Consider the following 25,688-nt stretch of genomic DNA (forward strand, 5'->3'; position numbering starts at 1 on the left):
TCGAGTCCCTGTCCTTCCACCTCAGCCGGCCAGCCGGCGTCTCACCGAGACCACGTGCGCCACCGCCCGCCAGGGTTCGAGCCGGACGTAGTTCGCCGGGCCCCAGTCCCAGGTGTCGCCGGTGACCTCGTCGTGGGCGATGAGCCGTTCGTGCGCTTCGAAGCCGAGCGCCGCGGTGTCGAGCCACAGGGTGCCCTCTTGGATCCCGTACGGGTCGAGGGTGACGACCGTGACCACGGTGTCGCCGGTGGCCGGGTCCTGTTTGGAATAGGCCAGCAGCGCGTCGTTGTCGATGTGGTGGAAGTGCAGGGTGCGCATCTGCTGCAGCGCCGGGTGCGCGCGGCGGACGGCGTTCAGCTTCGCCAGCCACGGCTCCAGCGAACGCCCTTCGGCGAGCGCGCGTTCGAAGTCGCGCGGGCGCAGTTGGTACTTCTCGGAGTCGAGGTACTCCTCGCTGCCCTCGCGGACCGGGACGTGTTCGAACAGCTCGTACCCGGAGTAGACGCCCCACGTCGGCGAGATCGTCGCCGCCAGCGCGGCCCGCAGCGCGAACATGCCCGGGCCGCCGCGCTGCAGCGACTCGTGGAGGATGTCCGGGGTGTTGACGAACAGGTTCGGGCGGCCCTCGTGCCAGTGTTCCCGCAGGTCGATCGCGAAGTCGATCAGTTCCTGCTTGCCGGTGCGCCAGGTGAAGTACGTGTAGCTCTGGGTGAAGCCGAGCCGGGCCAGGCCCCACAGGCGCGCCGGGCGGGTGAACGCCTCGGCCAGGAACAGCACGTCCGGGTGGGCGTCCTTGACCGACTGGATCAGCCAGGCCCAGAAATCCGGCGGCTTGGTGTGCGGGTTGTCGACCCGGAAGATCTTCACCCCGTGGTCGACCCAGACGGTGACGACCCGCAGCATCTCTTCGTAGACGGCCTTGGGGTCGTTGTCGAAGTTGATCGGGTAGATGTCCTGGTACTTCTTCGGCGGGTTCTCCGCGTACGCGATCGAGCCGTCCGGGCGGGTCGTGAAGAACTCGGGGTGCTTCAGGACCCACGGGTGGTCGGGCGCGGCCTGCAACGCGAAGTCGAGGGCCACCTCCATGCCGAGCTCGCCGGCCCGCGCGACGAAGGTGTCGAAGTCCTCGAAGGTGCCGAGGTCGGGGTGGATGGCGTCGTGCCCGCCCTCGTCGGCGCCGATCGCCCACGGCGAGCCGACGTCCTCCGGCTTGGCGTCGAGCGTGTTGTTGGGCCCCTTGCGGTTGACTCGCCCGATCGGGTGAACCGGCGGAAGGTAGACGACGTCGAAGCCCATTTTCGCGACCCGGTCGAGGGCGGTCGCGGCGGTGGCGAAGGTGCCGTGCACCGGCTTGCCCTCGGCGTCGAGCCCGCCGGTGGAGCGGGGGAACAGCTCGTACCAGGAGCCGTACGCGGCGCGGCGGCGGTCGACCCAGATCTTGCGCGGCTTGCCCTTGGTGATCAGCTCCCGCACCGGGAACTCGTGCATGACCTGGCGGATCTCGGGCGAAAGCGCGGGCCCGACGCGCTCGGCGAGGCTGCGCTCCTCGTCGCGCAGGGCCTTCACCGCGCCGATCAGGAGCGCTTTCTCGCCCCGGCGGTCGGGGCGGCGCGAGACGCGCTCGATCAGCCGGGCACCGTTCTCGAGGTCGTTGGCGAGGTCCTCGGGTCCCTGCCCGGCGGCGACCTTCACCTCGACGGCGTGCTCCCACGTCGCCCAGGGGTCGCCCCACGCGTCGATCCGGAACGTCCACAGGCCGGTGGTGTCCGGGGCGATCACCGCGGCGAACTCGTCCGGGTGGTCGGGGCCGCGCGGCACCATCCGCGTCTGGCGCGTGAGCCGGTCTTCCGGGCCGCGCCACGCGACGGTGGCCGCGACGGCGTCGTGACCCTCGCGCCAGACGGTCGCGAAGACCGGGATGTGTTCCCCCACAACGGCTTTGGCCGGATACCGGCCGCAGCTCACGCTGGGGGAGACGTCGTCGATGCCGAGCCGGCCGGTCATGGGCAACGCCCCTCGATGTGTCGGTTGGACGCAGACGGCGTCAGTCTGCCTGACTCGATCAAGCGCCCACGAGGCAGGGTTCTCTATCCCTGTACCCAAAGCGGATCAACTGAAACGCTTTCGGCGCAACGAGTTCCGGCCACGTGTCCGCCAGGTTACGACCCGCCGCTTCCCCGGCCCGCGGCCCCACCCGGCCGACACGCGAACCCGAACGGCCAACACCCGTACCCGAACGGACGACTCCCACCGGGGAGGGGCACTTTCACGTGAAAGTGCCCCTCTTGGGCCGGGGGTACGGGTCAGTAGGGTTCGGGGTGGGGTTCCGCCGCCAGGCGGGGGGCGCGCAGCAGGAGCAGGGAGCGGGACTGGAGGGTCACGCGGCTCTTGGCTTCGAGTGCGCCCGGGTTCGCCGGGCTGCCGTCCGCGGTGCTCGTGTCGAGGGTCGGCTTGAACGTTTCGCCGTATTCACGTCCGGGCAGGACGACGTCGGCCGGTCCGTCGCCGGCGTGCAGCCACAGCAGCCACGAGTGGTCGGGCACCAGCTCGCCGTCGCGGTTGCGGGCCTGGCTGTTCGAGCCGTCGATCCACATGCCGAGCGTGTGCCGGTCCTCGAACCAGTCGGTCTCGCCGAACTCCTCGCCGTCCGGGCGGAACCAGACCAGGTCCGGCTTGCCGGTCGGCGTCGTGCGGCCTTCGAAGAACTCCGGCTGCCGCAGCGCCGGGCTGTTCGCGCGCAGCCGCACGACCCGGCGGGCGAACGCGAGCATGGCCTCGGCCTCGGGGTCGTCCGGCGTCCAGTCGAACCAGGACGTTTCGTCGTCGAGGCAGTACGCGTTGTTGTTGCCGCGCTGGGTCCGCCAGAACTCGTCGCCGGCCGTCAGCATCGGCGTGCCGGTGGACAGCAGCAGCGTGGCGAACATGTTGCGGACCTGCCGGGCCCGCAGGTCCCGGATCGCCGGGTCGGCCGTGTCACCCTCGGCGCCGTGGTTCCACGAGCGGTTGTCGTTGCCGCCGTCGCGGTTGTCCTCGCCGTTGGCCTCGTTGTGCTTTTCGTTGTAGGACACCAGGTCCCGCAGCGTGAAGCCGTCGTGCGCGGTGACGAAGTTGATCGACTGCCACGGCCGACGCAGGTTGTGATCGTACAGGTCGGACGAACCGGACAGCCGGTAGGCGAGGTCGCGGACGCCGGTCGCGCCGCGCCAGAAGTCACGCACGGTGTCGCGGTAGCGGCCGTTCCACTCGGCCCACTGGGCGCCGAAGCCGCCGACGCGGTAGCCCTCGCCGGTCGCGTCCCACGGCTCGGCGATCAGCTTGCAGCGCGAGAGCACCGGGTCGACGGTGATCGCGGTGAGCAGGGTCGACGCGTCGTCGAACGCGCCGCCGCGCGGCCGCCCGAGCGTGCTGGCGAGGTCGAACCGGAAGCCGTCGACGCCCATCTCCTGATTCCAGTACCGCAGTGAGTCGGTCACCAGCCGGACGACGGTCGGCGAGCCCGCTTCGAGGGTGTTGCCGCAGCCGGTGATGTCGGCCATGTGCCCGCGGTCGGTGTGCAGGTAGTACACCGGCGCGTTCAGCCCGCGGAAGCTCAGCGTCGGCCCGTCCGGCCCGCCCTCGCAGGTGTGGTTGAACACGACGTCGAGGATCACCTCGATGCCGGCCGCGTGCAGGGCGGCGACCATCAGCCGGAACTCCTCGACCTCGTGGCCCGGTTCGCTGGCGTAGGCGGCGTGCGGGGCGAAGAAGCCGAGCGGCGAGTAACCCCAGTAGTTGTGCCGCCCGGCGCTGATCAGCGACGGCTCGTCGAGGAACGAGTGCACCGGCAGCAGCTCCACCGACGTGATGCCGAGCCGGGTCAGGTACTCGATCGCGACCGGGTGAGCCAGGCCGAGGTAGGTGCCGCGCAGTGCCTCCGGGATGAACGGGTGCTGCTGGGTGAACCCCTTGACGTGCAGTTCGTAGACCACCGCCTCCTCGAACGGCACCTCCGGCTTGGTCCCGGTGTCCGGCCCGCCGGGCGAGGTGACCACCGACAGCGGCACGCTGCCCAGGGAGTCCACAGTGGACATCGGCCCGCGCTCCGGGTCGCCGGTGAAGCCCTGGGCCGCGGCCAGGTCGGTGAGCCCGCCGGTGATCTGCCGGGCGTACGGGTCGAGGAGCAGCTTGTGCGGGTTGCAGCGCAGGCCGCGGGCCGGGTCGTACGGGCCGTGGATCCGGTAGCCGTACCGCTGCCCCGGCGTCACCCCGGGCACCAGGCCGTGCCAGACGCCGAAGGTGCGCTCGGTGAGCGCGATCCGGCGTTCCGACCCGTCGGCGTCGATCAGGCACAGGTCGACGGCGTCCGCGACGGCGGACGTGATCGCGAACCGCACTCCACCGGCCTCGGGGTGTGCTCCGAGCGGGAAGGGGCGACCGGCGAGGACGTGGTCGGCGGAGGGTCGTGTGGCCATTCCTGAATCGTCCCAGATCTCCCGCCGTCCGTGCGCGGCATTACAGACGAGTTGCTCGGAGGCAACCGCCGTCAGGGTGGGAGTTCCCGACCTTCGTGAAGGCCACCTTGAGGAAGTTTAACTTCCTCAAGGTGGCCTTCACGAAGATCAGGGGGTCGTGTCGGCGAGGACGAACGTGTCCGGGGGCAGGTGCGCGGCGCCACCGTCCACCGTGGCCTCGGCCCAGGCCAGTAGCCGCGTCGCCGTGGCGCCGAGCGGCAGCGTCACCGGGCCGGGCCCGAAGTTGACGGCCAGCCGCAGCGCGCCGCGGTGCAGCACGAGCCAGGACCCGTCCGGCGAGGAGTCGACCCGCAGGTTTGCGACCCACGGGTCGGCCAGCTCGGGCCGGTCGCGGCGCAGCCGGATCAACCCGCGGTAGAGCTCCAGCATCTCCCGGTGACCGGGCCGCGCCGGCTCCGCCCAGTCGAGCCGCGAACGTTCGACCGTGGCCGGGTCCATCGGGTCGGGCACGTCCGATTCGCCCCAGCCGTGCCGGGAGAACTCGCGACGGCGGCCCGTGCGGACGGCCTCGGCCAGCTCCGGGTCCGGGAAGGACGCGAAGAACTGCCACGGCGTGCTCGCCGCCCACTCCTCCCCCATGAACACCATCGGCGTGTACGGCGAGCAGAACAGGATCGCGGCCCCGCAGGCGAGCCGGCCCGGCGCGACCGTCGCGGACAGCCGGTCGCCGGTCGCGCGGTTGCCGATCTGGTCGTGGTTCTGCAGGTAGCCGAGGAACCGGTGCCCGGGCACGGTCCGCGTGTCGACCGGGCGGCCGTGGGTCCGCTCCCGGAAGGACGACCAGGTGTTCGCGTGGAAGAACACCTCGCGCAGCACCCGCTCCAGGGCGTCGGGCGCGGCGAAGTCGGTGTAGTACCCCGTCGTCTCGCCGGTCAGCTTGACGTGCAGGACGTGGTGCAGGTCGTCCGACCACTGGGCGTGCAGGCCGTAGCCGCCGCGCTCGCGAGGGGTGACGAGCCGCGGGTCGTTGAGGTCGGACTCGGCGATCAGGGTCAGCGGCCGGTTCAGCGCCGCCGACAGCGCCTCGACCTCGGTGGCGAGCTGTTCGAGCAGGTGGACGGCCCGCCGGTCGAGCAGCGCGTGCACGGCGTCGAGGCGCAGCGCGTCGATGTGGAAGTCGCGCAGCCAGCTCAGCGCGTTGTCGAGCACGTACCGGCGGACCTCGTCGGAGCCGGGGCCGTCGAGGTTGAGGCCCGGCCCCCAGTCGTTCTGGCCGGCGAAGTACGGCCCGAACTTGCCGAGGTAGGCCCCCGACGGCCCGAGGTGGTTGTAGACGACGTCGAGCACGACGGCCAGGCCGCGCGCGTGGGCCGCGTTCACGAACCGCTTGAGCCCGTCCGGGCCGCCGTAGGGCTGGTGGACCGCGCCCCAGAGCACGCCGTCGTAGCCCCAGCCCGCGGTGCCGTCGAAGGCGTTGACCGGCAGCAGCTCGACGTGCGTGATACCGAGGTCGACGAGGTGGTCGAGCCGCTCGATGGCCGCGTCGAAGGTGCCGCCCTCGGTGAACGTGCCGATGTGGAGTTCGTAGAGGACGGCGCCGGGCAGCTGGCGCCCGGTCCAGGCGTCGTCGGTCCACTCGAACTCGCCGTGGTCGTAGACGCGCGACTCGCTGTGGACGCCGTGCGGCTGCCAGCGCGACCGCGGGTCGGGCAGCGGCTTCTCGTCGTCGTCGATGCGGAAGGCGTAGTTGATGCCCTCGGCGTCGGCGTGCCACCAGCCGCCGTCGCCCGCGGACATCTCGTGCACGCCTTCGTCGACGCTCACGCGGACCCGGCGGGCCGCCGGGGCCCACACGCTGAACTTCATGCGTCTCCTCGCACCAGCAACGCGACGGGGTAGCGGTCGAACAGGATGGCGACGTCCGAAGCGGCATCGCGACCGGTCAGGACGTCGGTCCAGGTGCCGTCGGGCAGCGGCAGCATGGTGTCGTGCCAGCCGCCGCCGGCTTCGAGGCCGACGGGCAGCCGGGTGACCGCCACCGCGAGGTCCGGGCTGCGCGTGTAGGCGAGGACGTGCTTGGCGGCCGCCCCCTCGGCCCGCAGCGGCCGGTAGCCGCGGAACAGGGCGGGGTGCTCCTGGCGAAGCTTCAGCGCCTTGTGCGTGACCAGCAGCTTCGCCGCGCCCGAGGCGTCGATCTCCGGCAGCTCGCCGTCGGTGATCCGAGCCAGGATCTCGCGGCGCACGACGTAGTCGACCGGGCGGCGGTTGTCCGGGTCGACCAGCGAGAAGTCCCACAACTCGGTGCCCTGGTAGACGTCCGGAATGCCGGGCGCGGTGAGCTGGACGAGCTTCTGGCCGAGGGAGTTCGCGTAGCCGGGCCCCTCGATGCGCCGGACGAACGCCTCGACGTCCGCGGCCAGTTCGGCGTCGTTCATGACGTCGTCGGGCCAGGCGGCGACGTCGGCTTCGAAGGCCTCGTCGTGGTCGGTCCAGCTGGTCCGGAGCTTGGCTTCCTTGGCCGCCTTGTCCAGGTAGTACCGCAGCCGCGGCGGCTCGATCGGCCAGGTCGCGACCAGGGTCTGCCAGGCCAGCAGGTTCAGCGACGGCTCGTCGATCCCCCGCCGCGCGGTCCACCGCCGGACGGCCTGGGCGAACTCACCGGGCACTTCGGCCAGCACCGCCATCCGGGCGCGGGTGTCCTCGGAGCGCTTGGTGTCGTGCGTGGTCAGCGTCGTCATCGCGGCCGGGTAGCCGGCCTCGCGCCCGGCGGCCAGCCGGTGGAACTCCTCGACGTCCAGGCCGAAGCGGTCCGGGTTGCCGCCGACCTCGTTGAGCGCGGCGAAGCGCGTGTAGCGGTAGAAGGTCGTGTCCTCGGTGCCCTTCGCCACGACCATGCCGGAGGTCTGCTGGAGCCGGGTGGCCAGCTCGCTGTCCGGGTTCTTGCGCATGACGGCGTCGAGCATCATCAGCGGCTCGGCGAGGTCGGGCCGGGCGCGGCGGGCCCCGTCGATCGCGGCCGCCCAGTGCGCCGCCCCCTCCGGGAGGTAGGAGCGGTAGACGGGGAAGGCGATCATGGTCTCGGCGACCGCCTGCCGCGCGGCTTCGGGGTCGACGTCCCGCAGCTGCGCGGCGATCCGCCGGACCTCGGCGACCAGGATGCGGTCGGTGACCAGGCGCCGGGCCTCGGCCTCGACGCGGTGGTAGCCGGTCTTCACGCCCAGCTCGTTCGCCAGCGCGGTGAAGCCGGGCTCACCCGCCGGGTCGACGAAGACACCGGCGATCTCGCGCAGGGCGTCGTAGCCGGTGGTGCCGTCGACCGGCCAGCTCTGCGGCAGCGGCTCGCCCGGGTGCAGGATCTTCTCGGCCACGATCCACGCGTCCGGCGCGTTCTCCCGCAGCCGCCGGAAGTAGCCGCCGGGGTCGGCGAGGCCGTCCGGGTGGTCGACGCGCAGGCCGGTGACGTCGCCGTCGGCGACCCAGCGCAGCACCTCGCCGTGCGTCTCGGCGAACACCTTCGGGTCTTCGACGCGGACCGCCGCCAGGTTCGTGATGTCGAAGAACCGGCGGTAGTTCAGCTCGGCGTTGCCGCGGCGCCAGCCGATCAGGCGATAGTGCTGGCGCTCGTGGATCTCTTGCGGCGTCCCGGTTTCCGTGCCGGGGGCGATCGGGAAGCGGTGGTCGTGGTAGACCAGTTCGTCGCCCTCGACCGTCAGTTCCCCGACTGCGTCGTCGTCGCCGAGGACCGGCAGCAGGAGCGGGCCACGGTCCCAGTCGATGTCGTAGAAGGACGCGTACTCGGAGCCCTGGCCGTGCTTCAGCACGTCCCACCACCAGCGGTTCGCCTTCGGCACCTCGACCGACATGTGGTTCGGCACGATGTCGACCACCAGGCCCAGCCCGAGCTCCTTCAGCAGCGCGCAGAGCTCCTGGCGCGCCGCCTCCCCGCCGAGCGCGGGCCGCGCGCGCGTCGGGTCGACGACGTCGTAGCCGTGCGTCGAGCCCGGCGTCGCGTCCAGCACCGGCGACGCGTACAGCGCGCCGATGCCGAGGTCGCGCAGGTAGCCGGCGATGCCGGCCGCGTCGGCGAAGGTGAACTCCGGGCGCAGCTGCACCCGGTAGGTCGACTCCGGCACCGTCATGCGGATTCCGTCTCCGTCCGTTGCAGCACGATCAGGGACCGGGCGGGCAGGGCGAGCCGGCCGCCGCCTTCGATCGGCTTCGCGTCGGCGGGTTCCACCTCGCCGGTCGCGGTGTCGATCACGACGGTCCAGCTCTCCCCGTAGCCGTTGCCCGGGAGCGTGGTGTCGATGTCCTCGTAGTGGGCGTTGAAGGCGAGCAGGAACGAGTCGTCCTCGACGTGCATCCCGCGCGGGTCGAGGTCGGGGATCGCCTTGCCGTTGAGGAAGACGACGACCGCCTTGCCGAAGCCGTCGTCCCAGTTCTGCTCGGTCATCTCCGCACCGGCCGGGGTGAACCAGGCGATGTCGCCGAGCTTGTCGCCCTTGCCGACCGGCCCGCCCTGGAAGAACCGGCGGCGGCGGAACACCGGGTGCCGTCGCCGGAACGCGCCCAGCCCGCCGGTGAACTTGACCAGGTCCGCGTTCTCCTTGGCCAGTTCCCAGTCCATCCAGGACAGTGCGGAGTCCTGGCAGTAGACGTTGTTGTTGCCCTGCTGGGTGCGGCCGAACTCGTCGCCGTGCAGGATCATCGGCACGCCCTGGGACAGCATCAGGGTGGCCAGCATGTTCCGCTGCTGCCGCGCGCGCAGCGTCAGCACCTCGGCGTCGTCGGTGTCGCCCTCGACGCCGCAGTTCCACGACCGGTTGTCGTCGGCGCCGTCGCGGCTGTCCTCTCCGTTGGCCTCGTTGTGCTTCTCGTTGTAGGACACCAGGTCCCGCAGCGTGAAGCCGTCGTGCGCGGTGACGAAGTTGATCGACGCGAACGGGCGGCGGCCGTCGTCCTGGTAGAGGTCCGACGACCCGGTGATCCGGCTCGCGAACTCCCCCAGCGTCGAGGGCTCACCGCGCCAGAAGTCCCGGACGGTGTCGCGGAACTGCCCGTTCCACTCCGTCCACAACGGCGGGAAGTTCCCGACCTGGTAGCCACCGGGCCCGACGTCCCACGGTTCGGCGATCAGCTTCACCTGGCTGACGATCGGGTCCTGCTGCACCAGGTCGAAGAACGTCGACAGCCGGTCGACGTCGTAGAACTCGCGCGCCAGCGCCGAGGCGAGGTCGAACCGGAAGCCGTCGACGTGCATCTCCGTCACCCAGTAGCGCAGCGAGTCCATGATCAGCTGCAGGGTGTGCGGGTTGCGCACGTTCAGCGAGTTCCCGGTGCCGGTGTAGTCCATGTAGTACTCGGGTTCCCCCTCGACCAGGCGGTAGTAGGCCTCGTTGTCGATGCCGCGCATCGACAGGGTCGGCCCGAGGTGGTTGCCCTCGGCGGTGTGGTTGTAAACCACGTCGAGGATGACTTCGATCCCGGCCTCGTGAAGGGCTTTTACCATGCCCTTGAACTCCTGGACCTGGCCGCCCTCGCCGGGCATCGCGGCGTAGGAGTCGTGGGGCGCGAAGTACCCGATCGTGTTGTACCCCCAGTAGTTCGTCAGGCCCTTCCCGTCGAGGCCGTGGTCGGTGACGAACTGGTGCACCGGCAGCAGTTCCACCGCGGTCACGCCGAGCTTCTGCAGGTGCTCGACGACGGCGGGGTGCGCGAGACCGGCGTACGTGCCCCGCAGCGCTTCGGGCACGAACGGGTGGTGCACGGTCATGCCCTTGACGTGGGCCTCGTAGATGACCGTCTCGTTGTACGGCCGCTTCGGCTGCCGGTCGTTGCCCCAGTCGAAGAACGGGTTCGCGACGAGCGAGTACGGCACGTGGCCGGCGGAGTCGTCGTCGTTGCGCTCGTCCGGGTTGTCGAACTTGTAGCCGAACAGCGAGTCGTCCCACTTCACGCCGTGCGAGACGGCCTTCGCGTACGGGTCGATGAGCAGCTTGTTCGGGTTGCAGCGGAGGCCGCGCTTCGGGTCGTACGGGCCGTGCACGCGGAACCCGTAGCGCTGCCCCGGGCCGACGTTGAGCAGGTAGCCGTGGTGGACGAAGCCGTCGACCTCTTCGAGCGCGTACCGCGTCTCCTTGCCCTCGGCGTCGAACAGGCACAGTTCGACGCGCTCGGCCACCTCGGAGAACAGGGCGAAGTTCGTCCCGACTCCGTCGTAGGTGGCGCCGAGCGGGTAGGGCGTTCCGGGCCAGGGCCGCACTGGGTCTCTCCTCGAGCTTGAGTCGTGCCGGTGGCGTATCACCGGGGGTCGCGCGCGACGGGGTGGTCGTTACCGTCGCTACCGTCGTTACCGGGGCAGCGGCCGGGCCGCCGCCAGCGGTGCGACCGCGGCGCGGACCCCCTTCGCGGTGAAGAAGCCGTCTACGCTGACGGACAGGCGAATCCGCCAGTTAGGGTACTGGTCGACGGTTCCGGGCAGATTCGGCTGCCGCACTTGCCCCGCGACGTCGGCCGGCGAGGTCAGCACGAGCCGCGACGCGGCTCGCGCGAGGAGACTGTGCAGCGCGACAACCGGGTCGTCGTCCGCGATCCCTTCGCGCGCAACGAGTTCCAGCAGCGCCTTGCGTTCGGCGGCGGCCGCTTCTTCTTCGGCCTCGACCCCGCGGTCCAGCAGACCCAGTTCGGCCCGGACCCGGACGTGTTCGCTCTTCAGCCAGCCCGCGACGGTCGGCAGATCGTGCGTGGAGATGCTCGCCATGGCGTCCGGGTCCCAGCTCCGGGGCGGGGTGAACGGCTGGCCGGGTGCGTCCCAGTCGCGCTCGAACCACAGCACGGCCGAGCTGAGCATCCCCCGTTCGTGCATGGTGTCGGTGACGACCTCCTCGACGGTGCCGAGGTCCTCCCCCACGACGACGGCCCCGGCCCGGTGCGCTTCGAGCGCGAGCACACCGACCATCGCTTCGGCGTCGTAGTGGACGTACGTGCCGCGGTGCGCCGGCTCGCCCGGCGGGATCCACCAGAGCCGCCACAGACCGGCGATGTGGTCGACGCGGATGCCGTCGGCGAAGCGCAGGACGCCCCGGATGACGTCCCGGAACGGCGCGTACCCGGCCTCGGCCAGCTTGTCCGGCCGCCACGGCGGCAGGTTCCAGTCCTGCCCCTGCTGGTTGAAGGCGTCGGGCGGAGCGCCGACCCGCACGTCGGCGGCGAAGACGTCCCGGACGGCCCAGGTGTCGGCCCCACCGGGGTGCACCCCGACCGGCAGGTCGTGCACGATCCCGACGGTCATCCCGGCCTCCCGCGCGGCTGTTCGCGCCGCTTCCAGCTGGACCCGGCAGAGGTGCTGAAGCCACGCATGGAAGGCGACGCGCTCCTTCAGCTCTTCACGCGCCTTCGCCGTCGCAGGCCCGGCCGGGTCCCGCAGGTCGTCGGGCCAGTCCCGCCAGTCCCCGCCGTGCTGCTCGGCGAGGGCGCAGAAGAGGGCGAAGTCCAGCAGATCGCCGTCCTCGGGCACCTCTTCGACGCGGTGCGGCCACAGCAGCTCGAGCGCGGCCCGCTTGGCGGTCCAGACGGCGTCGTAGTCGATCAGCTCGCCTTCGCGGTCCGGGGCCAGGGACTCGACGGCCGCCTGGGTGGCGGCGTCGGACTGCTCGAACGTCTCGGTGGCGGTGACCCGCAGGTAGACGGGGTTGGCGAACCGCCGGCTCGCGGGCGAGTACGGCGACCGTTCGATCGGGTGTGCCGGGCTGATGGCCTGAACCGGGTTCACCAGCAGGACGCCGGCATCCAGTTCCGCGGCCGACCGGGCGGCGAAGGTGGCGAGGTCGGCGTAGTCGCCGATGCCCCACGAGCCGGCCGAGTGCAGGGCGTAGAGCTGCAGCATCCACCCCCAGGCGGGCCGCACCCGCGGCAGCTTCGCCGGCACGACGACGAGCACGACGTCCTGATGGGCGGTGACCACCCGGTGCCACCCGAGCGGCAGGTCCGCGGGCAGCCGGCCATCGGCCCGCCGCCGCGTCCCGTCTTCGAGGACGACCTCGGCCTCGACGCCCAGCGCTTTGCCGGTGCCCTCCCGCACGACGATGGTCGCCGGCAGCGCGGCAGGAGCCTCCCGCGCGGCGCTCAGAGCGGCGGCGATGGCCTGGTCGCCGGTGGCGTCGACACCGAACTGTCCGAGGATGGCGACGACGACGTCGTCGTCCACGTCGACCCAGACCCGGTCGGCATTCTGGTACCGGGTGGCGACCCCGTGAAGGTCGGCGAGCTCGTGCAGGGCACTGCGGGCGGGGATCTCATCGGGCACGGGACCAGCATTCCGGTGCCAGGCCGTTCCCGCCATCTGCACGGCCGACGTCACTCCCGACGGCCGTCCCGGCTGCGGCCGGCCGGGTGGAGGGCCGTCCAGCCGCAGCTTGCACGGCCTCCCGGCCTCCGCCGGACCACACCCGGCCCGGCGGAACCTCTCACCGGCCCCTGCCCGAGCGATCCTCAATCGCTCCCCTCCCTCCTTCCCGGCCCCGGCCACCCCTGGGCGACATCCCTCACCTCCGGCGCTTCCGCACCCCGGCCAGCACCACCACCCCGCCGAGCACCATCACCACGCTGGCCGCGACATGCAGCGACGGCGGCAACACGTGCAGCTGGACAAACCAGCTGGGCGACCGCGCACCCAGCAGCCGGTTGAGCAGCCCACCCCCGCCTTGCACGACCAGCAGGATCCCGAGCAGCTCGATCACCGCCGCACCTCCTCTCTCCTGCCGAACAGCTCCTCCCACACCGGTCCGGTGGCCAGCCAGATCGCCGAAACCACGCCCAGCCGCGGGAACCAGCCCCACAGCGGCGCCACCTGCTCCGGCTCGCCGATCGCGCAGATCGCCGCCAGCAGGGCCGCCGCCGCGAGCCCGCAGGCCAGCAGGCACTTGAAGAACTCACGCCACTCGTGACGCGCGCCACGTCGCTTCGGCGGTGGCGCCGGGCCGCCGGCGAAGCGCTGCGCGAACCGCACGTCGGCCCAGCGGACCATGCTCGGCCCGAACACCACGCTGAAGCCGAGGTACACCGCCGCCAGACCGTGCGTGAAGTTCGCCCGTGCACCGCCGCTCAGGTCGGCCACCGTGGCCACCAGCACCACCACGTCGATCAGCGGCACCAAGGCGAGCAGTACCGCCGACGTCCGCCGGGCCCGCAGCAGGTAGCGCACCGCGAGGCCCGCCGCGATGAGCACCCAGAACCCGATCTCGCCCGCCGCGATGACGGCGGCCATCGGGTTCTCCGCGAAGAACTTGCCGATCTCGTCCACGTCTCCAGGTTCGCCCGGAGGCCGGCCCGGGCGCGTCGGCGGAAAGCACGACCGGGGGTCATCACTTAGTAGGACGCGCACCCGTCACCCCGTGTGCTGGGATGGTCACATGTCCATCCCGCGTCTGCGTTCACTCCCGGTGTGGCAGCAGGACGCCCTGATCGCGCTGGCCACCTGGCTGATCGGGCTCCTCGTCTACGTGACCGGCGTCCACCGGCTCGTGTCGGCGTACGACCACGCGCCGCTGTGGGTGCGGCTGCTGGAGCTGACCGCCTTGTGCGGGCTCGAACTGCTCCGCCGGCGGGTGCCGGCCGCGCTGGTCCTGGCGACGGGGATGCTCGCGGTGGACCTCTGGCTCGGCGCGTCGCTGCCGGTGCTGGTCATCTACACCGACTTCCTTTACGCGGCGACGCTGTACGGCTCCCGGCGCACGAGCCGGGTGATGATCGGCCTAGCCGGGTTCTCGGTGGTGGCCGTGCTCGCCGGGGTGCTGCTGTTCGCGCAGGAGTGGCGCGCGGCGGTGCTGGCCGCCGTGGCCGTGCTGCCGTTCGTCCTCACGCCGGTGTGGTGGGCGGCGAACGTCCGGCAGCAGCGCGACATCGCCGAAACCGAGCGGGCGAACGCGGCACAGCTGGCGAAGATCGCGGAACTGGACCGCCGGGCCGCGGTCGCCGCCGAACGCGGGCGGATGGCGCGCGACCTGCACGACGTGATCGCCGGGCACCTCTCGGCCATCGCGATCCAGTCGGAGGCGGCGCTGTCGTTGCCGGACCCGAAGCTGGCGAAAACGGTCCTGCAGTCGGTGCGGGAGAACAGCGTGAGCGCCCTGGAGGAGATGCGCGCGATGATCGGGCTGCTCAAAGCGGACAGCGGAACGGCGGAAACGACCGCTCCACCCCGGCTCGTGGACCTGCTCAAATTGGTAAATTCGGCGCGGGCGAGCGGACTGGACGTGTCCTTCGGGTCCACTGTGGACGTGGTGTTGCCGACGGCGGTCGACCTGACCGCGTACCGGATCGCGCAGGAGGCGCTGACGAACGCGGCCAAGCACGCGCCCGGCGGCCGGGTCGACGTCGACGTCCGCTACCTCGACGACGTCCTGGCGGTCCAGGTCCGCAACGACGTCTTCCACGCCGACACCGAGCCCGCCGACGGCGCCGGCCTGATCAACATGCGCGAACGCGCGGACGCCGTCGGCGGCACGCTGACCGCGGGGCCGGCCGACGACGGCTGGCTGGTCCGCGCGGAACTCCCGGTGAGAGATCAGCGATGACCGTCACCGTTCTCATCGCCGACGACCACGAAGCCATCCGGTTCGGCCTCGCGACCATCCTCGACAACGCCGAAGGCATCAAGGTCGTGGGCGAGGCCGCCGACGGTGCCGCCGCCGTGCGGCAGGCACGCGCCCTCCGTCCGGACGTCACGCTGATGGACATCCGGATGCCGGGCACCGACGGCATCGCCGCCACCCGGCAGCTGGTCGCCGAAGGGCTCACGCAGGTGCTCGTGCTGACCACGTTCGACCTCGACGAGTACGTGGACGGCACGCTGCAGGCGGGCGCCGCCGGGTTCCTGATCAAGTCCGTCGAAGCACCGCGGCTGATCGAAGCCGTGAAGCTGGTCGCGGCCGGCGAAGGCGTACTCGCCCCGCAGATCACCCGGCGGGTGATCACCGCCTTCGCCGCGGCCGGCCAGGATCCGGCGTCGGCGCCCCAGGGCCTCGGCGACCTCACCGAGCGCGAACGCGAGGTGCTCGGCTGCCTGGGCGAGGGCCTGTCCAACGCCCAGATCGGCACCCGGCTGTACATCGGCGAGACGACGGTGAAGACACACGTCTCGCGGGTGCTGGCCAAGCTCGACCTGCGCTCCCGCGTGCAGGCCGCGATCCTCGCCCAGGAAAACGGCCTGACCCGGGAAAACTCCGTCGCCGATCTGCGGGAGCGCCCATGACCTTCTAACTTCTCCTCATGGGTGAGCGGCGAACGCTGAACGTGGACGAGGTCCTGAAACGTCAGGACTCCGGGGAGCTCAAACGACGGCTGCGCGGACGCGATCTGATCGGGTTCGGCGTCGGGATCATCATCGGCACCGGCATCTTCACCTTGGCGGGTGTCGAGGCGAAGACCCACGCGGGGCCCGCCGTGACGCTGTCGTTCGTGCTCGGCGCGGTCGTCGCCGGGCTCGCGGCGCTGTGTTACGCCGAGCTCGCCTCCAGCGTCCCGACGGCGGGAAGCGCTTACACCTACGCGTTCGCCACCCTCGGCGAGGTGTTCGCCTGGATCATCGGCTGGGACCTGCTGCTGGAGTTCGCGCTCGGCGCCGCTGTGGTGTCGCGGGGCTGGTCAGGGTACCTGGCGAACCTGCTCGGGCTGTCGCCTGAGTGGTTCGGCGAAGACGCGAAGGTCAACGTCGGCGCCGTGCTCGTCATCGCCGTGCTGACCGTCGTCGCCGTGCTGGGCATCAAGGAGTCGGCCTGGCTGACCAACCTGCTGGTGTGCGTCAAGGTCGCGGTCTGCGTGCTGGTGCTCGCGGTGGGGCTGTTCTTCGTCAAGGGCGCGAACTTGACGCCGTTCATCCCGCCGGCGAAGGCGCCCGAAGCCGGCACGACGGTGCTGGAGCAACCGGTGGTCCAGGCGGCGCTGGGGTTGGAACAGTCGGTCTACGGCCTCGCCGGCATGATCACCGCGGCCGCCGTGATCTTCTTCGCCTACACCGGGTTCGAAGCGCTCGCGAACCTCGGCGAAGAGACGCTGAACCCGCGCAAGGACCTGCGCGTCGGCATCCTCGGCGCGCTGGGCGTGTGCGCGCTGCTCTACATCGGCGTCTCGATCGTGCTGACCGGCATGGTCCCGTTCACCGAAATCGACACCGGCGCGCCGCTGGCCGCTGCGTTCGACCGGGTCGGCCAGCACTGGGTGGGCGCGCTGATCTCCCTCGGCGCGGTCACCGGGCTGACGTCGGTGATGATGGTCGAACTGGTCACGATCGGGCGGATCGGGTTCGCGATGGGCCGCGACGGCCTGTTGCCCAAGGCACTCGGCACCACGCACCCGCGCTGGGGCACGCCGCACCGGATGACCGTCGGCGGCGCCGCCCTGATCGCCGTATTGGCCGCGTTCATCCCGATTTCCGAGCTGGCCGACATGGTCAGCATCGGCGCGCTGTCGGCGATGATCATCGTGGCCGTGGCGGTCCCGGTGCTACGCCGCCGCCGTCCCGACCTCGACCGGCCGTTCAAGGTGCCGTTCACGCCGGCGATCCCGATCGTCGCCGCACTGGCGTGCCTGTACCTGATGCTCAACCTGAACGTGCTGACGTGGATCCGGTTCGCCGCGTGGCTGGCGATCGGCCTGGTCATCTACTTCGCCTACGGCCGCCGCCACTCCCGCTTCGCGACCAAGACGCCGGTCAGTCCCAAAGGGACGGAGTGAGCCCGGCCGCGCGAGCCGCCGCGCGCACCACGGCGGCTTGATCGGCGTCGACGACCACGAGGACGCCGAGCCCGGTCAGCGCCGCCGTCACCCATTCGACCGGCTGGTCGTGGCGGCCGTCGTCGCCGAGGGACGGATAGGTGTCCACAACGGACAGCAGGGTGCCCTCGGCGCCGATGCGGATACCCGCCAGGAGCACGAAGTGGCCGCCGGGCGGCCGCCAGCGGGACGTCCACAGTGGCGGGACGCCGGTATCGAGGTAGTCGAGCAGCGCGCGTTCCGGGGTGTCGTGGGCGCCGAGCTCGGCGCCGTCGATCCGGGCGAGCACCGCGACGCGCGGGACGTCCCACAGCCCGATGAGCAGGTCGAACAGTGCCTCGGTGGTCCACTCCCCCGTCACCGGCACCGCCGCGAGAGCGCCCCGCGACAGCGACTCGACGGCCGCCGCCAGCCCGGAAACCCGGGTGCCGGCCGCGGCCGGGTCGTCGACGACCGGCAGCGGCAGCCGGAAGTCGCCACGGCCCGGCTCGCCCGGCGGGTGCACGGCCGGACCGCGGACCGTGCCGGCGGCCGCCGCGACGGCGTCCTGATCGGGCACGTCGAGCCCGGCGGCCCGCAGCGCGGCGAGCCCGCAGAACGCGGCGGCCAAGCCGTCCTTCTGGGGTAGTTCCGCCTGGGCGACCGCGGCCAGCCGGGCCCCGCCCGGCAGCCACCGCACCCCGGACAGGTCGAGCTGCCCGCCGTCGATCCCCGAAGTCATCGGTCCCCTCAGTAGCGCCAAAGGTGGGCGGCGACGATCTCGTCGGCCGTGCGTTCGGCCGCCCACGCCGCGTCGGAGGCCCGGACGGCGCGGAAGGCGCCCAGCAGCTCGGCACCGAGCACACCGGCGATCCGCGGCGACGCCACGAGCGCGGCGTCCTGTTCGGCGGAGTTCGCCGGCAGCCGGCACACCCCGCGAGCCTCCCGTTCTCCGTCCGTCCAGCTGCCCGGGTCTTCGCCGATCGGCTCGGGCAGCGCGGGCGCGTCCTCGATGCCGGCCATCCCGGCGGCGAGCACCGCGGCCAGCGCGAGGTACGGGTTGGCCGAGGCGTCGGACGTCTTGAGCTCGACGTTCGCGTGGTCGGCACCCAGCATCGCCGAACCGGGGACGTACCGCAGCGGCGCTTCCCGGTTCTCGACGCCCCAGAACGCATACGCACCCGCGAAGTAGCCGGGCCGCAGCCGCAGCGTCGAGGGGACGCTCGGCGCGGTGAGCGCGGTCAAGGCCGGCAGGTCGCGCAGCAGCCCGGCGACGTAGCCGGCGCCGTCCCCTTCCGGCTGCCCGTCTCCGTCGAGCAGGTTGCGCCCCTCGCGGCGGACCGAAGTGTGCAGGTGCCACCCGTTGCCGGCAGCGTCGAGGCCGATCATGGGCGCGAAGCTGACGGCGAGGCCGTGCACCCGCGCGGCGGCGTGGATGGTCTGCCGGGCGAGCAACTGGTCGTCGGCGGCGGAGACGGGATCGGTGACGGCCAGCGACAGCTCGAGCTGCGCGACGCCGTACTCGGCGTGGAGCTGGCCGATCTGCAGGCCGTTGGCCGCGAAGTCGTGCAGGAGGGCCCCGATGAAGCCGTCGAGCCCGACGAGGGCGTGCGGGCTGTAGGCGGGCCCGGGGTGCCCGGGAACGGCCAGGACGTCGAGGCTGCCCGCCGGAGCGACGGCGAACTCCAGTTCGTAGCCGGCCCGGAATTCGAGCCCGCGCCGGGCGCCCTCGGCCACCTGCGCTTCGAGGACAGCGCGCTGGCAGTAGGGCGAGGGAGCACCGTCGCGGGTGAGCTGCCGCACGGGTGCCCAGGCGAGCGCGGGCTGCCCGGCGAGCCGCCGCAGCCGCTCGACGACGGGCACGAGCCGGATGTCCCCGGACGGCGTGTCGAGGCCGGGGTGCGCGTAGGTGATGGCGTCATGGCTGTCGAAGACGGCGAAGAGCGAGGTGGCGCCGACGCCACGCGTGGCGGCATCGGCCAGCCCGGCGACGGGCACGATCCGCGAGCGTGGAATGCCGTTGTTGTCCGCCCAGGCCAGGTGAACCCCACCCACTCCGGCTGCGGCGAAGTCCTTCGCCGCGGCCGACGCCGCCTTGGTCATGGCCACCCGCTTCCTGCCGCCCGGGCTCAGTATCCCGGGCGAGGGAGACGCGAGCCAGCACGATCCGGTCCAGGTCTGGCACCCGCGACATGAGGGCTACGCGGCACGGCCGCTGCCAGCCAGCGTCGAAACGTCCTGAATGACTCATTCAGGACCTCCGACGTCCTGAATGAGTCATTCAAGACACCGGCAACAACCGAGAGCTTCCTCACCCCGGCGGCTCAACCCCCCGCTCCCCCGCCCCTTCCCGGCTCCGCAACGCCACCCCCGCCACCACGGCCAGCGTCCCCACTGCCTCCGGCAGGCTCGGCACCTGGCCCAGCAGCGCGAACCCCATCACGCCGGCCGTCACCGGGAGCAACGCCAGCAGCGTCGCGAACCTGGCCTGGCCCACGCGGCGCAACACCACCTGGTCCAGGGCGTACGGCACCACCGTCGACAGCACCCCCACCCCGATCCCCAGCAGCAGCAACCGTGGCGAGGACCACACCGGGCCCGTTCCCAGCGCCAGCGGGGACAACACGATCGTCCCCGCCGCGAAGCCGATCGCCAGGCTGTCGATGCCGTCGCCGTCCGTGGCCACCCTCTTGCCCAGGAGGATGTAGCCCGCCCAGGCCGCCGCCGCGGCCAGGGCGAACGTCACTCCCCAGAAACTTCCGCCGAGGCGGACGTCCGCGATCGCCGCCACCCCGGCCGCCACCAGGACCAGGGCCAGGACGTCGCGCACCGTCCGGGAGCCCAGGGCCGCCACCAGCACCGGGCCCGCGAACTCCACCGCCACCGCCGTGCCCAGGGGCAGCCTGGCGATCGCCTCGTAGAACAGCACGTTCATGCCCGCCGTCACCACGCCGAACACGATCGCCAGGAGCAGACGGCGGCCGCGCCAGGCCGCGCGGCCCGGGCGGCGCCATGCCAGCAGGACCACCGCCGCGCCCAGGCAGCGGAGCCACGCCACCCCCGCCGGGGTGGCGTGGCCGAAAAGGTCGACCGCGACCGCCGCTCCGGCGTACATCGAAATTCCGCTGAGAACGAACAAGAGCGGAGCGGGGACCGCGGAAAGCCGTCTCGGGGAAGTTGCGGTGCTCACCGCCCCATCCTGCCTGACCACGGAAAATGTAACTCTCCGGGTAATCGTCTCCTGGAATGCGGGACAGCGTTACGGCATCCGGGGTAAATCGACGTGACTCAGGTCCCACCGGCGCGGGAACACTTGCGAGCCGCGAAACGTCTGGAACAGTAGAAGCACGAACACGCGGAGCCGGAGGCGATCGCCGCCCCCGGCAGCAGTCCCGAAGTGGGCGTAGCTGGATCGATGGCACCGGGCGACCGGTGCCGGGACGGAGGGAGACCCCCATGACATCGCCGACGCTCACCCGCCCCGAACTGACCGCCACCGACCGCTGTGACCGGTGCGGAGCAGCAGCTCAGGTACGAGCCATCCTCAGTACGGGTGGCGAACTGCTCTTCTGCGGGCACCACGCCCGCGAGCACGAGGCCAAGCTCAAGGAACTGTCCGCCGACATCCAGCGGTAACCACAGACGACCGAAAGGCGGCCGGTGCGCACAGGCACCGGCCGCCTTTCTGCATCTTGCAGATCGAGACTTATTCTGGTTAGGCCGCTGCTCGCTGCGTGGCGGAAATCACGGTTCAGCCGCGATAAGTGGTGTTTCCGGACACGAAACCGGACAGGAAATCAGACAGAATCCAGCACGACTTCGAACGCCACTTCGGCGGCGCCGAGCAGCTTCCCGTCGGCCCCCAGCGCCGAACTGACGATCCGCGTGCCCCCGACCGCCCGGCTCACCAAGCTGCGTCGGCGCACCTCGGCGCCGACGTGCCGCAGCACCGCCTCCGGCAGCACCGTCAGCAGGTCGCCGAGGATCACCAGCTGCGGCCCGAGCAGGTTGACGACGTTGATCAGCCCCAGCGTCAGCCACTCGGCGAACTCTTCGAGCCGGGTCAGCGCCGCCTCCGGGTCGCGGCCCAGCTCGCGCAGCTCGAACAGAATCGCGCCGCGTGGAGTGTCCTCCGCCAGGCCGAGCGCCCGGCACAACGCCGCTTCGCCGACCTCGGTCTCCCAGCAGCCGCTGCTGCCGCAGTAGCACGGCCGCCCGTCCGGCCGGATGACCATGTGCCCGATTTCGCCGACGTAACCCGAGCCGCCGCGCAGGGCCGAGCCTTCCGCGATGACGCCGCCGCCGACCCCGACGTCCGCCGAGATGTACACCATGTCGGACGCCCCGCGGGCCGCCCCGCGCAGGTGCTCGGCGACCGCGCCGAACTCGGCGTCGTTGCCGACCAGGATCGGGATCTGCAGCACCGCGCCGAGCCGGTCGCCGAGCGCGACGTCGGTCCAGCGCAGGTTCGGGGCCTCGTGCACGTGCCCGTCGGCCCGCCGGACGACGCCGGGCACCGACACCCCGGCCGCCACCGGGGTCACGTCGAGGTCGCCGGCCAGGATGGCCGTCGACTCGATGACGTGCGTGATGACTTCGTCGGGCTGGCCCATCCGGCCCCGCAGGTTCCAGCTGTTGCGGCCCAGGATCTGGCCGCCCAGCCCGACCAGGGCGATCGCGACGTGCTCGACCTGCAGGTCGACCGCGAGCACGACCGCCGCGTGCGGCTGGGGCAGGACCAGGAGCGAGGGGCGGCCCGCCCCTCGTCCCGGCCTCGGCACCTTCTCCTCGACGACGCCGGCTTCGGCGAGCCCGTCGACGAGGGTCTTGATCGTGCTCCGGTTGAGCCCCAGCTGGGTGGCCAGGGTCGCCCGGGTGCTCGGCCCGCCGACGTGCAGCAGGCGGAGCAGGGTCGTGCGGTTGTGCCGGCGCACCTCGTCCGGTCGAGCAACGGGTGAACTGGACACGGGCTTGATCATTCCATGCTGGTTCAGCGCGCCGACGCAGCCGCGCGGCGCCGGGACAGCGCGTCGACCGTGGCGGCGAGCAGCAGGACCAGACCGGTGATGATGTTGACCACCGCGGCCGGCTGCTTGAGCAGGCCGAGGCCGTTGATCACGACGGCGATCACGAGCCCGCCGACCACGGCGTCGGACACCCGGCCCTTGCCGCCGAACAGCGACGTGCCGCCGATGACGGCCGAACCGACCGCGAACAGCAGCGTGTTGAGGCCACCGGACTGCGGGCTGACCGAGCCGACCTTCGACGCGGCGACGATGCCGCCGATGGCCGCGACCGCCGAGCCGATGACGAACACGCTCGCCCGGATCTTCGGCACGTCGATACCGGCGCGGCGGGCGGCTTCCTTGTTGCCGCCGACCGCGTAGACGTACCGGCCGTACCTGGTGCGGTTGAGCACGTAGGTCCCGGCGACCAGCAGCACCAGCATGATCGGGATGACGTACGGGATGCCCTCGATCGTGACGACCGCCTTGTTCGGCGAGCGGTTGATCGTCAGCAGCCAGGTGCCGACCGCCGACAGCACGACGAGCGCGCCGACCTTGACCATCACCAGCGCCGTCGGCTGGACGACCAGGCCCCGCTGGAGCCGCTTGAAGTGGCTGGTCAGCGTGATCACCGCGAACCCGCCCGCGGCGACGAGGAAGAAGATCCAGCTGCCCAGGATGTTCAGGTTGCCGTTGGCGATCTTGTAGAGGACGTCCGAGTTGCTGATGCCGATGGTGCCGCCCTCACCGATGAACTGCAGCAGGACGCCCTGCCACACGATGAACAGCGCCAGCGTCACGACGAAGGACGGCATGCCGATCTTCGACACGAGGAAGCCGGTGATGCAGCCGATCGCGGTGCCGACGCAGATGGCCAGCAGGATCTCGAGCCAGGCGTTGGCGGGGACGCCGATCGCCACGAGCAGCAGGCCGACCAGCGAAAGCCCGGCGCCCGCCCAGATCCGCTGGTAGGCCGACAGCAGCATGGCCACGGCCAGGACCCCGATGAACGTGATGAACACGCCGGATCCCATGTTGCCCAGCAGGTTTCCGTTGTGGACGTAGTGCAGGGCCGTCACCGACGCCGCGACACCGGACGCGACACCGGCGGCGAGGTCGATCTCGCCGAGCAGCAGCACGAACACGATGCCCATCGCGATGATGATCACGCCCGCACCCTGCGGGAAGACGTTGGCGATGTTGGCCAGCGTGAAGAAGTTGTCCGACAGCGCGCTGAACAGGATGACGAGCACGAGCAGGCCGAACAGCGACGGCAGCGCGCCCAGTTCACCGGCCCGCAGGCGGGCGAAGTAGTCGCGGATCGCTTCGCCGGTTGACATCGATGTCGTGTCGATGCCGAAGTCGGAGATCGCCCCGGTCGGGTTCTGGGTCTGCGCGAGGGCTTCCGCGGCCGGGGTGCCGACCTCGTGCTTGGCAGGGGTTTCAGTCATTTCCGGTTCTTTCTTCCCGCTCACAGGACCACGGCTTCGGGCCGGGCCAGGCCGAGGTCACCGGAGCGACCCGCGGTGATCAGCTCCACGACCTGGCCGTGGGAGACGTCCTTCGTGTGCACCTCGGCGACGAGCCGGCCGAGGTAGAGCACGGCGATGCGGTCGGCGACCTCGAACACGTCGGCCATGTTGTGGCTGATCAGCACGACCCCGAGGCCCTGCTCGGCCAGCCGGCGGACCAGGTCGAGCACCTGCCGGGTCTGCGCGACGCCGAGGGCGGCGGTCGGCTCGTCGAGCACGACGACCTTGCTGTTCCACAGCACCGACTTCGCGATGGCGACGGTCTGCCGCTGCCCACCGGACAGCGAGGAGACCGGCGTGCGGACCGACTTCACGGTCCGGACCGACAGGGAGGCCAGCGTCTCGCGGGCGGCCTTCTCCATGCTGGCTTCGTCGAGCTTCCAGGAACTGCCGCGCTCACGGCCGAGGAACATGTTCTGGACGATGTCGAGGTTGTCGGCGAGCGCGAGGTCCTGGTAGACGACCTCGATGCCGAGGTCGGCGGCGTCACGCGGACCGCGGATGTGGGCGTCCTGCCCGTTGAACCGCACGGCCCCCGAGTCGTACGGGTGGATGCCGGCGATGCACTTGACGAGCGTCGACTTGCCGGCGCCGTTGTCGCCGACCAGCGCGGTCACTTCGCCCGCCCGCACGTCGAAGTCCACGTCGTGGAGGACGTGGACCGGCCCGAAGCTCTTGTTCAGGCCCTTGATCTCGAGAATGGGCTCACTCATGGATGGCTTTCTCCTGGGTGGGGACCGGGCCGGGACGCGCCGTCGGGGTGCGCGTCCCGGCCCGGCTGTTCAAGGGGTGATGCGGGAACTCAGCCGGAGATGCCGAGCGAGGCACACTTGGCGGCGAGGTCGCCACCGCAGATCTCGGTCGCCTTCACGTAGCCCTGGGTCACGACGGTCTTGATGTCCTTCGCCAGGACCGTCGTCGGGGTCAGCAGCACGGACTTGATGTCCCGGTTGTTCTTCGGGTCGTGCAGCTTGGCGGTCGCGATCGCGTCGGCCCCGGCCTTGTCACCCTTGGCCAGTGCGGCCGCAAGCTTCGCGCTCGCCTCGGCCTCTTCCTTGATCGGCTTGAACACGGTCATGTACTGCTCGCCGCGCATGACCGCCATCAGGCCGTCGGCGGTGGCGTCCTGGCCGGTGACCGGGACCTTGCCGTTGAGGCCGTTCTTCTTGAGGATGTTGATGACCGCGCCGGCCAGGCCGTCGTTCGCCGCGACGACGCCGTCGACCTTGCCCGCGTTGGCGGTGAAGATCTGCTCGAACGTCGTGCCGCCGAGCTGGTTGTCCCAGTCGTTGATCGGCTGCTTCTGGATCCGCTTCAGCTTGCCGGAGGTGAACAGCGGCTCGAGAACGGAGTCCTGGCCGTTGGTGAACAGCGTGGCGTTGTTGTCGGTCGGGGCGCCCTCGATCTGGACGACACCCGCGCCCGCCTTGTCCTTGAGCGCGTCCGCCATGGCCTGGCCCTGCAGCTGGCCGACCTTCTCGTTGTCGAACGAGACGTAGTACTCGGCGCTGCCGCCGAGGCTCGGGCGGTCGTAGTTGATGACCGGGATGCCCGCGGTCTTCGCCTTGGCCTCGACCGCGGCACCGACGGCCGGGTCGGCCGGGGCGATGATCAGGACCTTGACGCCGGAGCTGATGAAGCCGTCGGCCAGGGTGGCGAACTTCTGGGCGTCGCCCTGGGCGTTCTGCACGTCGGCGTCGAAGCCCTGCGCCGCGAGGGCGGCCTGCAGCATCGGCTTGTCGAAGGCTTCCCAGCGGGCCGAGCTGGCGGTCTCCGGCAGGATGACGCCGACCTTGCCGCTGGCACCGCCACCGGCGGCCGGGGCGGACGAGGAAGCGGAGTTGCTCCCCGTGCCCCCGCTGTTCGAACTGTTTGTACCGCAGGCGGTCAGCACCAGGCCGACGCTCACCGTGGCGGCGAGGAGGGTAAGGGTTCTGCTGCGCATCCTC

At 71.2% G+C, this 25,688-nt stretch carries 19 protein-coding genes; 4 read left to right on the forward strand and 15 right to left on the reverse strand.

Going from position 1 to position 25,688, the window contains the following annotated elements; translation table 11 throughout:
- Nucleotides 1-21: 21 nt before the first annotated feature.
- The 8 genes from ACLJQF_RS20230 to ACLJQF_RS20265 all read right to left on the reverse strand — a co-directional run bounded on the left by ACLJQF_RS20230 (nt 22) and on the right by ACLJQF_RS20265 (nt 13,716).
- On the reverse strand, nt 22-2,004 hold the full coding sequence (locus ACLJQF_RS20230) for a maltotransferase domain-containing protein (protein WP_410610674.1): 1,983 nt from the start codon (nt 2,002-2,004) through the stop codon (nt 22-24).
- Between the two features lie 299 nt (nt 2,005-2,303).
- A complete protein-coding gene (glgX, locus tag ACLJQF_RS20235) occupies nt 2,304-4,451 on the reverse strand; it encodes a glycogen debranching protein GlgX (protein ID WP_410610676.1) in 2,148 nt (715 codons plus the stop codon).
- Between the two features lie 147 nt (nt 4,452-4,598).
- The gene (treZ, locus tag ACLJQF_RS20240) at nt 4,599-6,317 is read right to left on the reverse strand and encodes a malto-oligosyltrehalose trehalohydrolase (protein WP_410610677.1); all 1,719 of its coding nucleotides are present in this window, start codon (nt 6,315-6,317) and stop codon (nt 4,599-4,601) included.
- The gene (gene treY, locus ACLJQF_RS20245; protein WP_410610678.1) at nt 6,314-8,590 is read right to left on the reverse strand and encodes a malto-oligosyltrehalose synthase; all 2,277 of its coding nucleotides are present in this window, start codon (nt 8,588-8,590) and stop codon (nt 6,314-6,316) included. The genes treZ and treY overlap by 4 nt, the downstream gene beginning before the upstream one ends.
- Nucleotides 8,587-10,713, reverse strand: a complete 2,127-nt coding sequence (glgX, locus tag ACLJQF_RS20250; RefSeq protein ID WP_410610680.1) for a glycogen debranching protein GlgX — start codon at nt 10,711-10,713, stop codon at nt 8,587-8,589. Before glgX (ACLJQF_RS20250) ends, treY begins: the two co-directional genes overlap by 4 nt.
- A gap of 87 nt (nt 10,714-10,800) precedes the next feature.
- The gene (gene malQ, locus ACLJQF_RS20255; protein WP_410610682.1) at nt 10,801-12,756 is read right to left on the reverse strand and encodes a 4-alpha-glucanotransferase; all 1,956 of its coding nucleotides are present in this window, start codon (nt 12,754-12,756) and stop codon (nt 10,801-10,803) included.
- A gap of 238 nt (nt 12,757-12,994) precedes the next feature.
- Nucleotides 12,995-13,189 carry a hypothetical protein gene (locus tag ACLJQF_RS20260; protein ID WP_410610684.1) on the reverse strand — a complete coding sequence of 65 codons (195 nt, stop codon included), beginning with the start codon at nt 13,187-13,189 and terminating at the stop codon, nt 12,995-12,997.
- Nucleotides 13,186-13,716, reverse strand: coding sequence for a hypothetical protein (locus tag ACLJQF_RS20265; protein ID WP_410610897.1), 531 nt, complete (start codon nt 13,714-13,716; stop codon nt 13,186-13,188). Before ACLJQF_RS20265 ends, ACLJQF_RS20260 begins: the two co-directional genes overlap by 4 nt.
- Nucleotides 13,717-13,861: 145 nt before the next feature.
- Between ACLJQF_RS20265 and ACLJQF_RS20270 the strand changes: the two genes are divergently transcribed.
- The 3 genes from ACLJQF_RS20270 to ACLJQF_RS20280 are packed head-to-tail and all read left to right on the forward strand — an operon-like array spanning nt 13,862 to nt 17,183.
- Nucleotides 13,862-15,025 carry a sensor histidine kinase gene (locus tag ACLJQF_RS20270; RefSeq protein WP_410610686.1) on the forward strand — a complete coding sequence of 388 codons (1,164 nt, stop codon included), beginning with the start codon at nt 13,862-13,864 and terminating at the stop codon, nt 15,023-15,025.
- Nucleotides 15,022-15,702, forward strand: a complete 681-nt coding sequence (locus tag ACLJQF_RS20275; protein WP_410610687.1) for a response regulator — start codon at nt 15,022-15,024, stop codon at nt 15,700-15,702. Before ACLJQF_RS20270 ends, ACLJQF_RS20275 begins: the two co-directional genes overlap by 4 nt.
- Before the next feature lie 17 nt (nt 15,703-15,719).
- Nucleotides 15,720-17,183 (forward strand): amino acid permease, encoded by a 1,464-nt coding sequence (locus tag ACLJQF_RS20280; protein ID WP_410610688.1) that lies wholly within the window; start codon nt 15,720-15,722, stop codon nt 17,181-17,183.
- Here the strand turns inward: ACLJQF_RS20280 and ACLJQF_RS20285 are convergent.
- The 3 genes from ACLJQF_RS20285 to ACLJQF_RS20295 all read right to left on the reverse strand — a co-directional run bounded on the left by ACLJQF_RS20285 (nt 17,161) and on the right by ACLJQF_RS20295 (nt 20,316).
- Nucleotides 17,161-17,943, reverse strand: coding sequence for a DUF6885 family protein (locus tag ACLJQF_RS20285; RefSeq protein ID WP_410610689.1), 783 nt, complete (start codon nt 17,941-17,943; stop codon nt 17,161-17,163). The two genes, ACLJQF_RS20280 and ACLJQF_RS20285, sit on opposite strands and share 23 nt — an antisense overlap.
- 8 nt (nt 17,944-17,951) lie before the next feature.
- The gene (locus ACLJQF_RS20290) at nt 17,952-19,304 is read right to left on the reverse strand and encodes a glutamine synthetase (protein ID WP_410610899.1); all 1,353 of its coding nucleotides are present in this window, start codon (nt 19,302-19,304) and stop codon (nt 17,952-17,954) included.
- 208 nt (nt 19,305-19,512) lie between these two features.
- The gene (locus ACLJQF_RS20295; protein WP_410610691.1) at nt 19,513-20,316 is read right to left on the reverse strand and encodes an EamA family transporter; all 804 of its coding nucleotides are present in this window, start codon (nt 20,314-20,316) and stop codon (nt 19,513-19,515) included.
- A gap of 341 nt (nt 20,317-20,657) precedes the next feature.
- On the opposite strand from ACLJQF_RS20295, the gene ACLJQF_RS20300 reads away from it, so the two are divergent.
- Entirely contained in the window at nt 20,658-20,837 is a 180-nt protein-coding gene (locus tag ACLJQF_RS20300; RefSeq protein ID WP_020645063.1) for a hypothetical protein, read from the forward strand.
- 161 nt (nt 20,838-20,998) lie between these two features.
- Here ACLJQF_RS20300 and ACLJQF_RS20305 read toward each other — a convergent pair whose 3' ends face one another.
- The 4 genes from ACLJQF_RS20305 to ACLJQF_RS20320 all read right to left on the reverse strand — a co-directional run bounded on the left by ACLJQF_RS20305 (nt 20,999) and on the right by ACLJQF_RS20320 (nt 25,684).
- Complete coding sequence (locus tag ACLJQF_RS20305; protein WP_410610693.1) at nt 20,999-22,180, reverse strand: ROK family protein; 1,182 nt, start codon at nt 22,178-22,180, stop codon at nt 20,999-21,001.
- A gap of 11 nt (nt 22,181-22,191) precedes the next feature.
- Nucleotides 22,192-23,658: a sugar ABC transporter permease gene (locus ACLJQF_RS20310; protein ID WP_410610694.1), complete on the reverse strand. Its 1,467-nt coding sequence runs from the start codon at nt 23,656-23,658 to the stop codon at nt 22,192-22,194.
- Nucleotides 23,659-23,678: 20 nt separating this feature from the next.
- Nucleotides 23,679-24,452, reverse strand: coding sequence for an ATP-binding cassette domain-containing protein (locus ACLJQF_RS20315; RefSeq protein ID WP_364585854.1), 774 nt, complete (start codon nt 24,450-24,452; stop codon nt 23,679-23,681).
- Nucleotides 24,453-24,541: 89 nt separating this feature from the next.
- Nucleotides 24,542-25,684, reverse strand: coding sequence for a sugar ABC transporter substrate-binding protein (locus tag ACLJQF_RS20320; RefSeq protein ID WP_410610695.1), 1,143 nt, complete (start codon nt 25,682-25,684; stop codon nt 24,542-24,544).
- Nucleotides 25,685-25,688: the final 4 nt, after the last annotated feature.

This window comes from Amycolatopsis sp. lyj-109, from assembly GCF_046548995.1.
In the GTDB taxonomy this organism is placed as follows: Bacteria; Actinomycetota; Actinomycetes; order Mycobacteriales; family Pseudonocardiaceae; genus Amycolatopsis.

Bases quoted from the DNA above. Each gene is read 5' to 3' on its own strand.
- ACLJQF_RS20270 (WP_410610686.1), top strand. From the start codon at position 13,862: ATGTCCATCCCGCGTCTGCGTTCACTCCCGGTGTGGCAGCAGGACGCC.
- glgX (WP_410610676.1), bottom strand. From the start codon at position 4,451: ATGGCCACACGACCCTCCGCCGACCACGTCCTCGCCGGTCGCCCCTTC.
- ACLJQF_RS20280 (WP_410610688.1), top strand. From the start codon at position 15,720: ATGGGTGAGCGGCGAACGCTGAACGTGGACGAGGTCCTGAAACGTCAG.
- ACLJQF_RS20300 (WP_020645063.1), top strand. From the start codon at position 20,658: ATGACATCGCCGACGCTCACCCGCCCCGAACTGACCGCCACCGACCGC.
- treZ (WP_410610677.1), bottom strand. From the start codon at position 6,317: ATGAAGTTCAGCGTGTGGGCCCCGGCGGCCCGCCGGGTCCGCGTGAGC.
- ACLJQF_RS20295 (WP_410610691.1), bottom strand. From the start codon at position 20,316: ATGTACGCCGGAGCGGCGGTCGCGGTCGACCTTTTCGGCCACGCCACC.
- ACLJQF_RS20310 (WP_410610694.1), bottom strand. From the start codon at position 23,658: ATGACTGAAACCCCTGCCAAGCACGAGGTCGGCACCCCGGCCGCGGAA.
- ACLJQF_RS20230 (WP_410610674.1), bottom strand. From the start codon at position 2,004: ATGACCGGCCGGCTCGGCATCGACGACGTCTCCCCCAGCGTGAGCTGC.
- treY (WP_410610678.1), bottom strand. From the start codon at position 8,590: ATGACGGTGCCGGAGTCGACCTACCGGGTGCAGCTGCGCCCGGAGTTC.
- ACLJQF_RS20275 (WP_410610687.1), top strand. From the start codon at position 15,022: ATGACCGTCACCGTTCTCATCGCCGACGACCACGAAGCCATCCGGTTC.
- ACLJQF_RS20320 (WP_410610695.1), bottom strand. From the start codon at position 25,684: ATGCGCAGCAGAACCCTTACCCTCCTCGCCGCCACGGTGAGCGTCGGC.
- ACLJQF_RS20290 (WP_410610899.1), bottom strand. From the start codon at position 19,304: ATGACCAAGGCGGCGTCGGCCGCGGCGAAGGACTTCGCCGCAGCCGGA.
- ACLJQF_RS20315 (WP_364585854.1), bottom strand. From the start codon at position 24,452: ATGAGTGAGCCCATTCTCGAGATCAAGGGCCTGAACAAGAGCTTCGGG.
- ACLJQF_RS20305 (WP_410610693.1), bottom strand. From the start codon at position 22,180: ATGATCAAGCCCGTGTCCAGTTCACCCGTTGCTCGACCGGACGAGGTG.
- ACLJQF_RS20265 (WP_410610897.1), bottom strand. From the start codon at position 13,716: ATGGCCGCCGTCATCGCGGCGGGCGAGATCGGGTTCTGGGTGCTCATC.
- ACLJQF_RS20285 (WP_410610689.1), bottom strand. From the start codon at position 17,943: ATGACTTCGGGGATCGACGGCGGGCAGCTCGACCTGTCCGGGGTGCGG.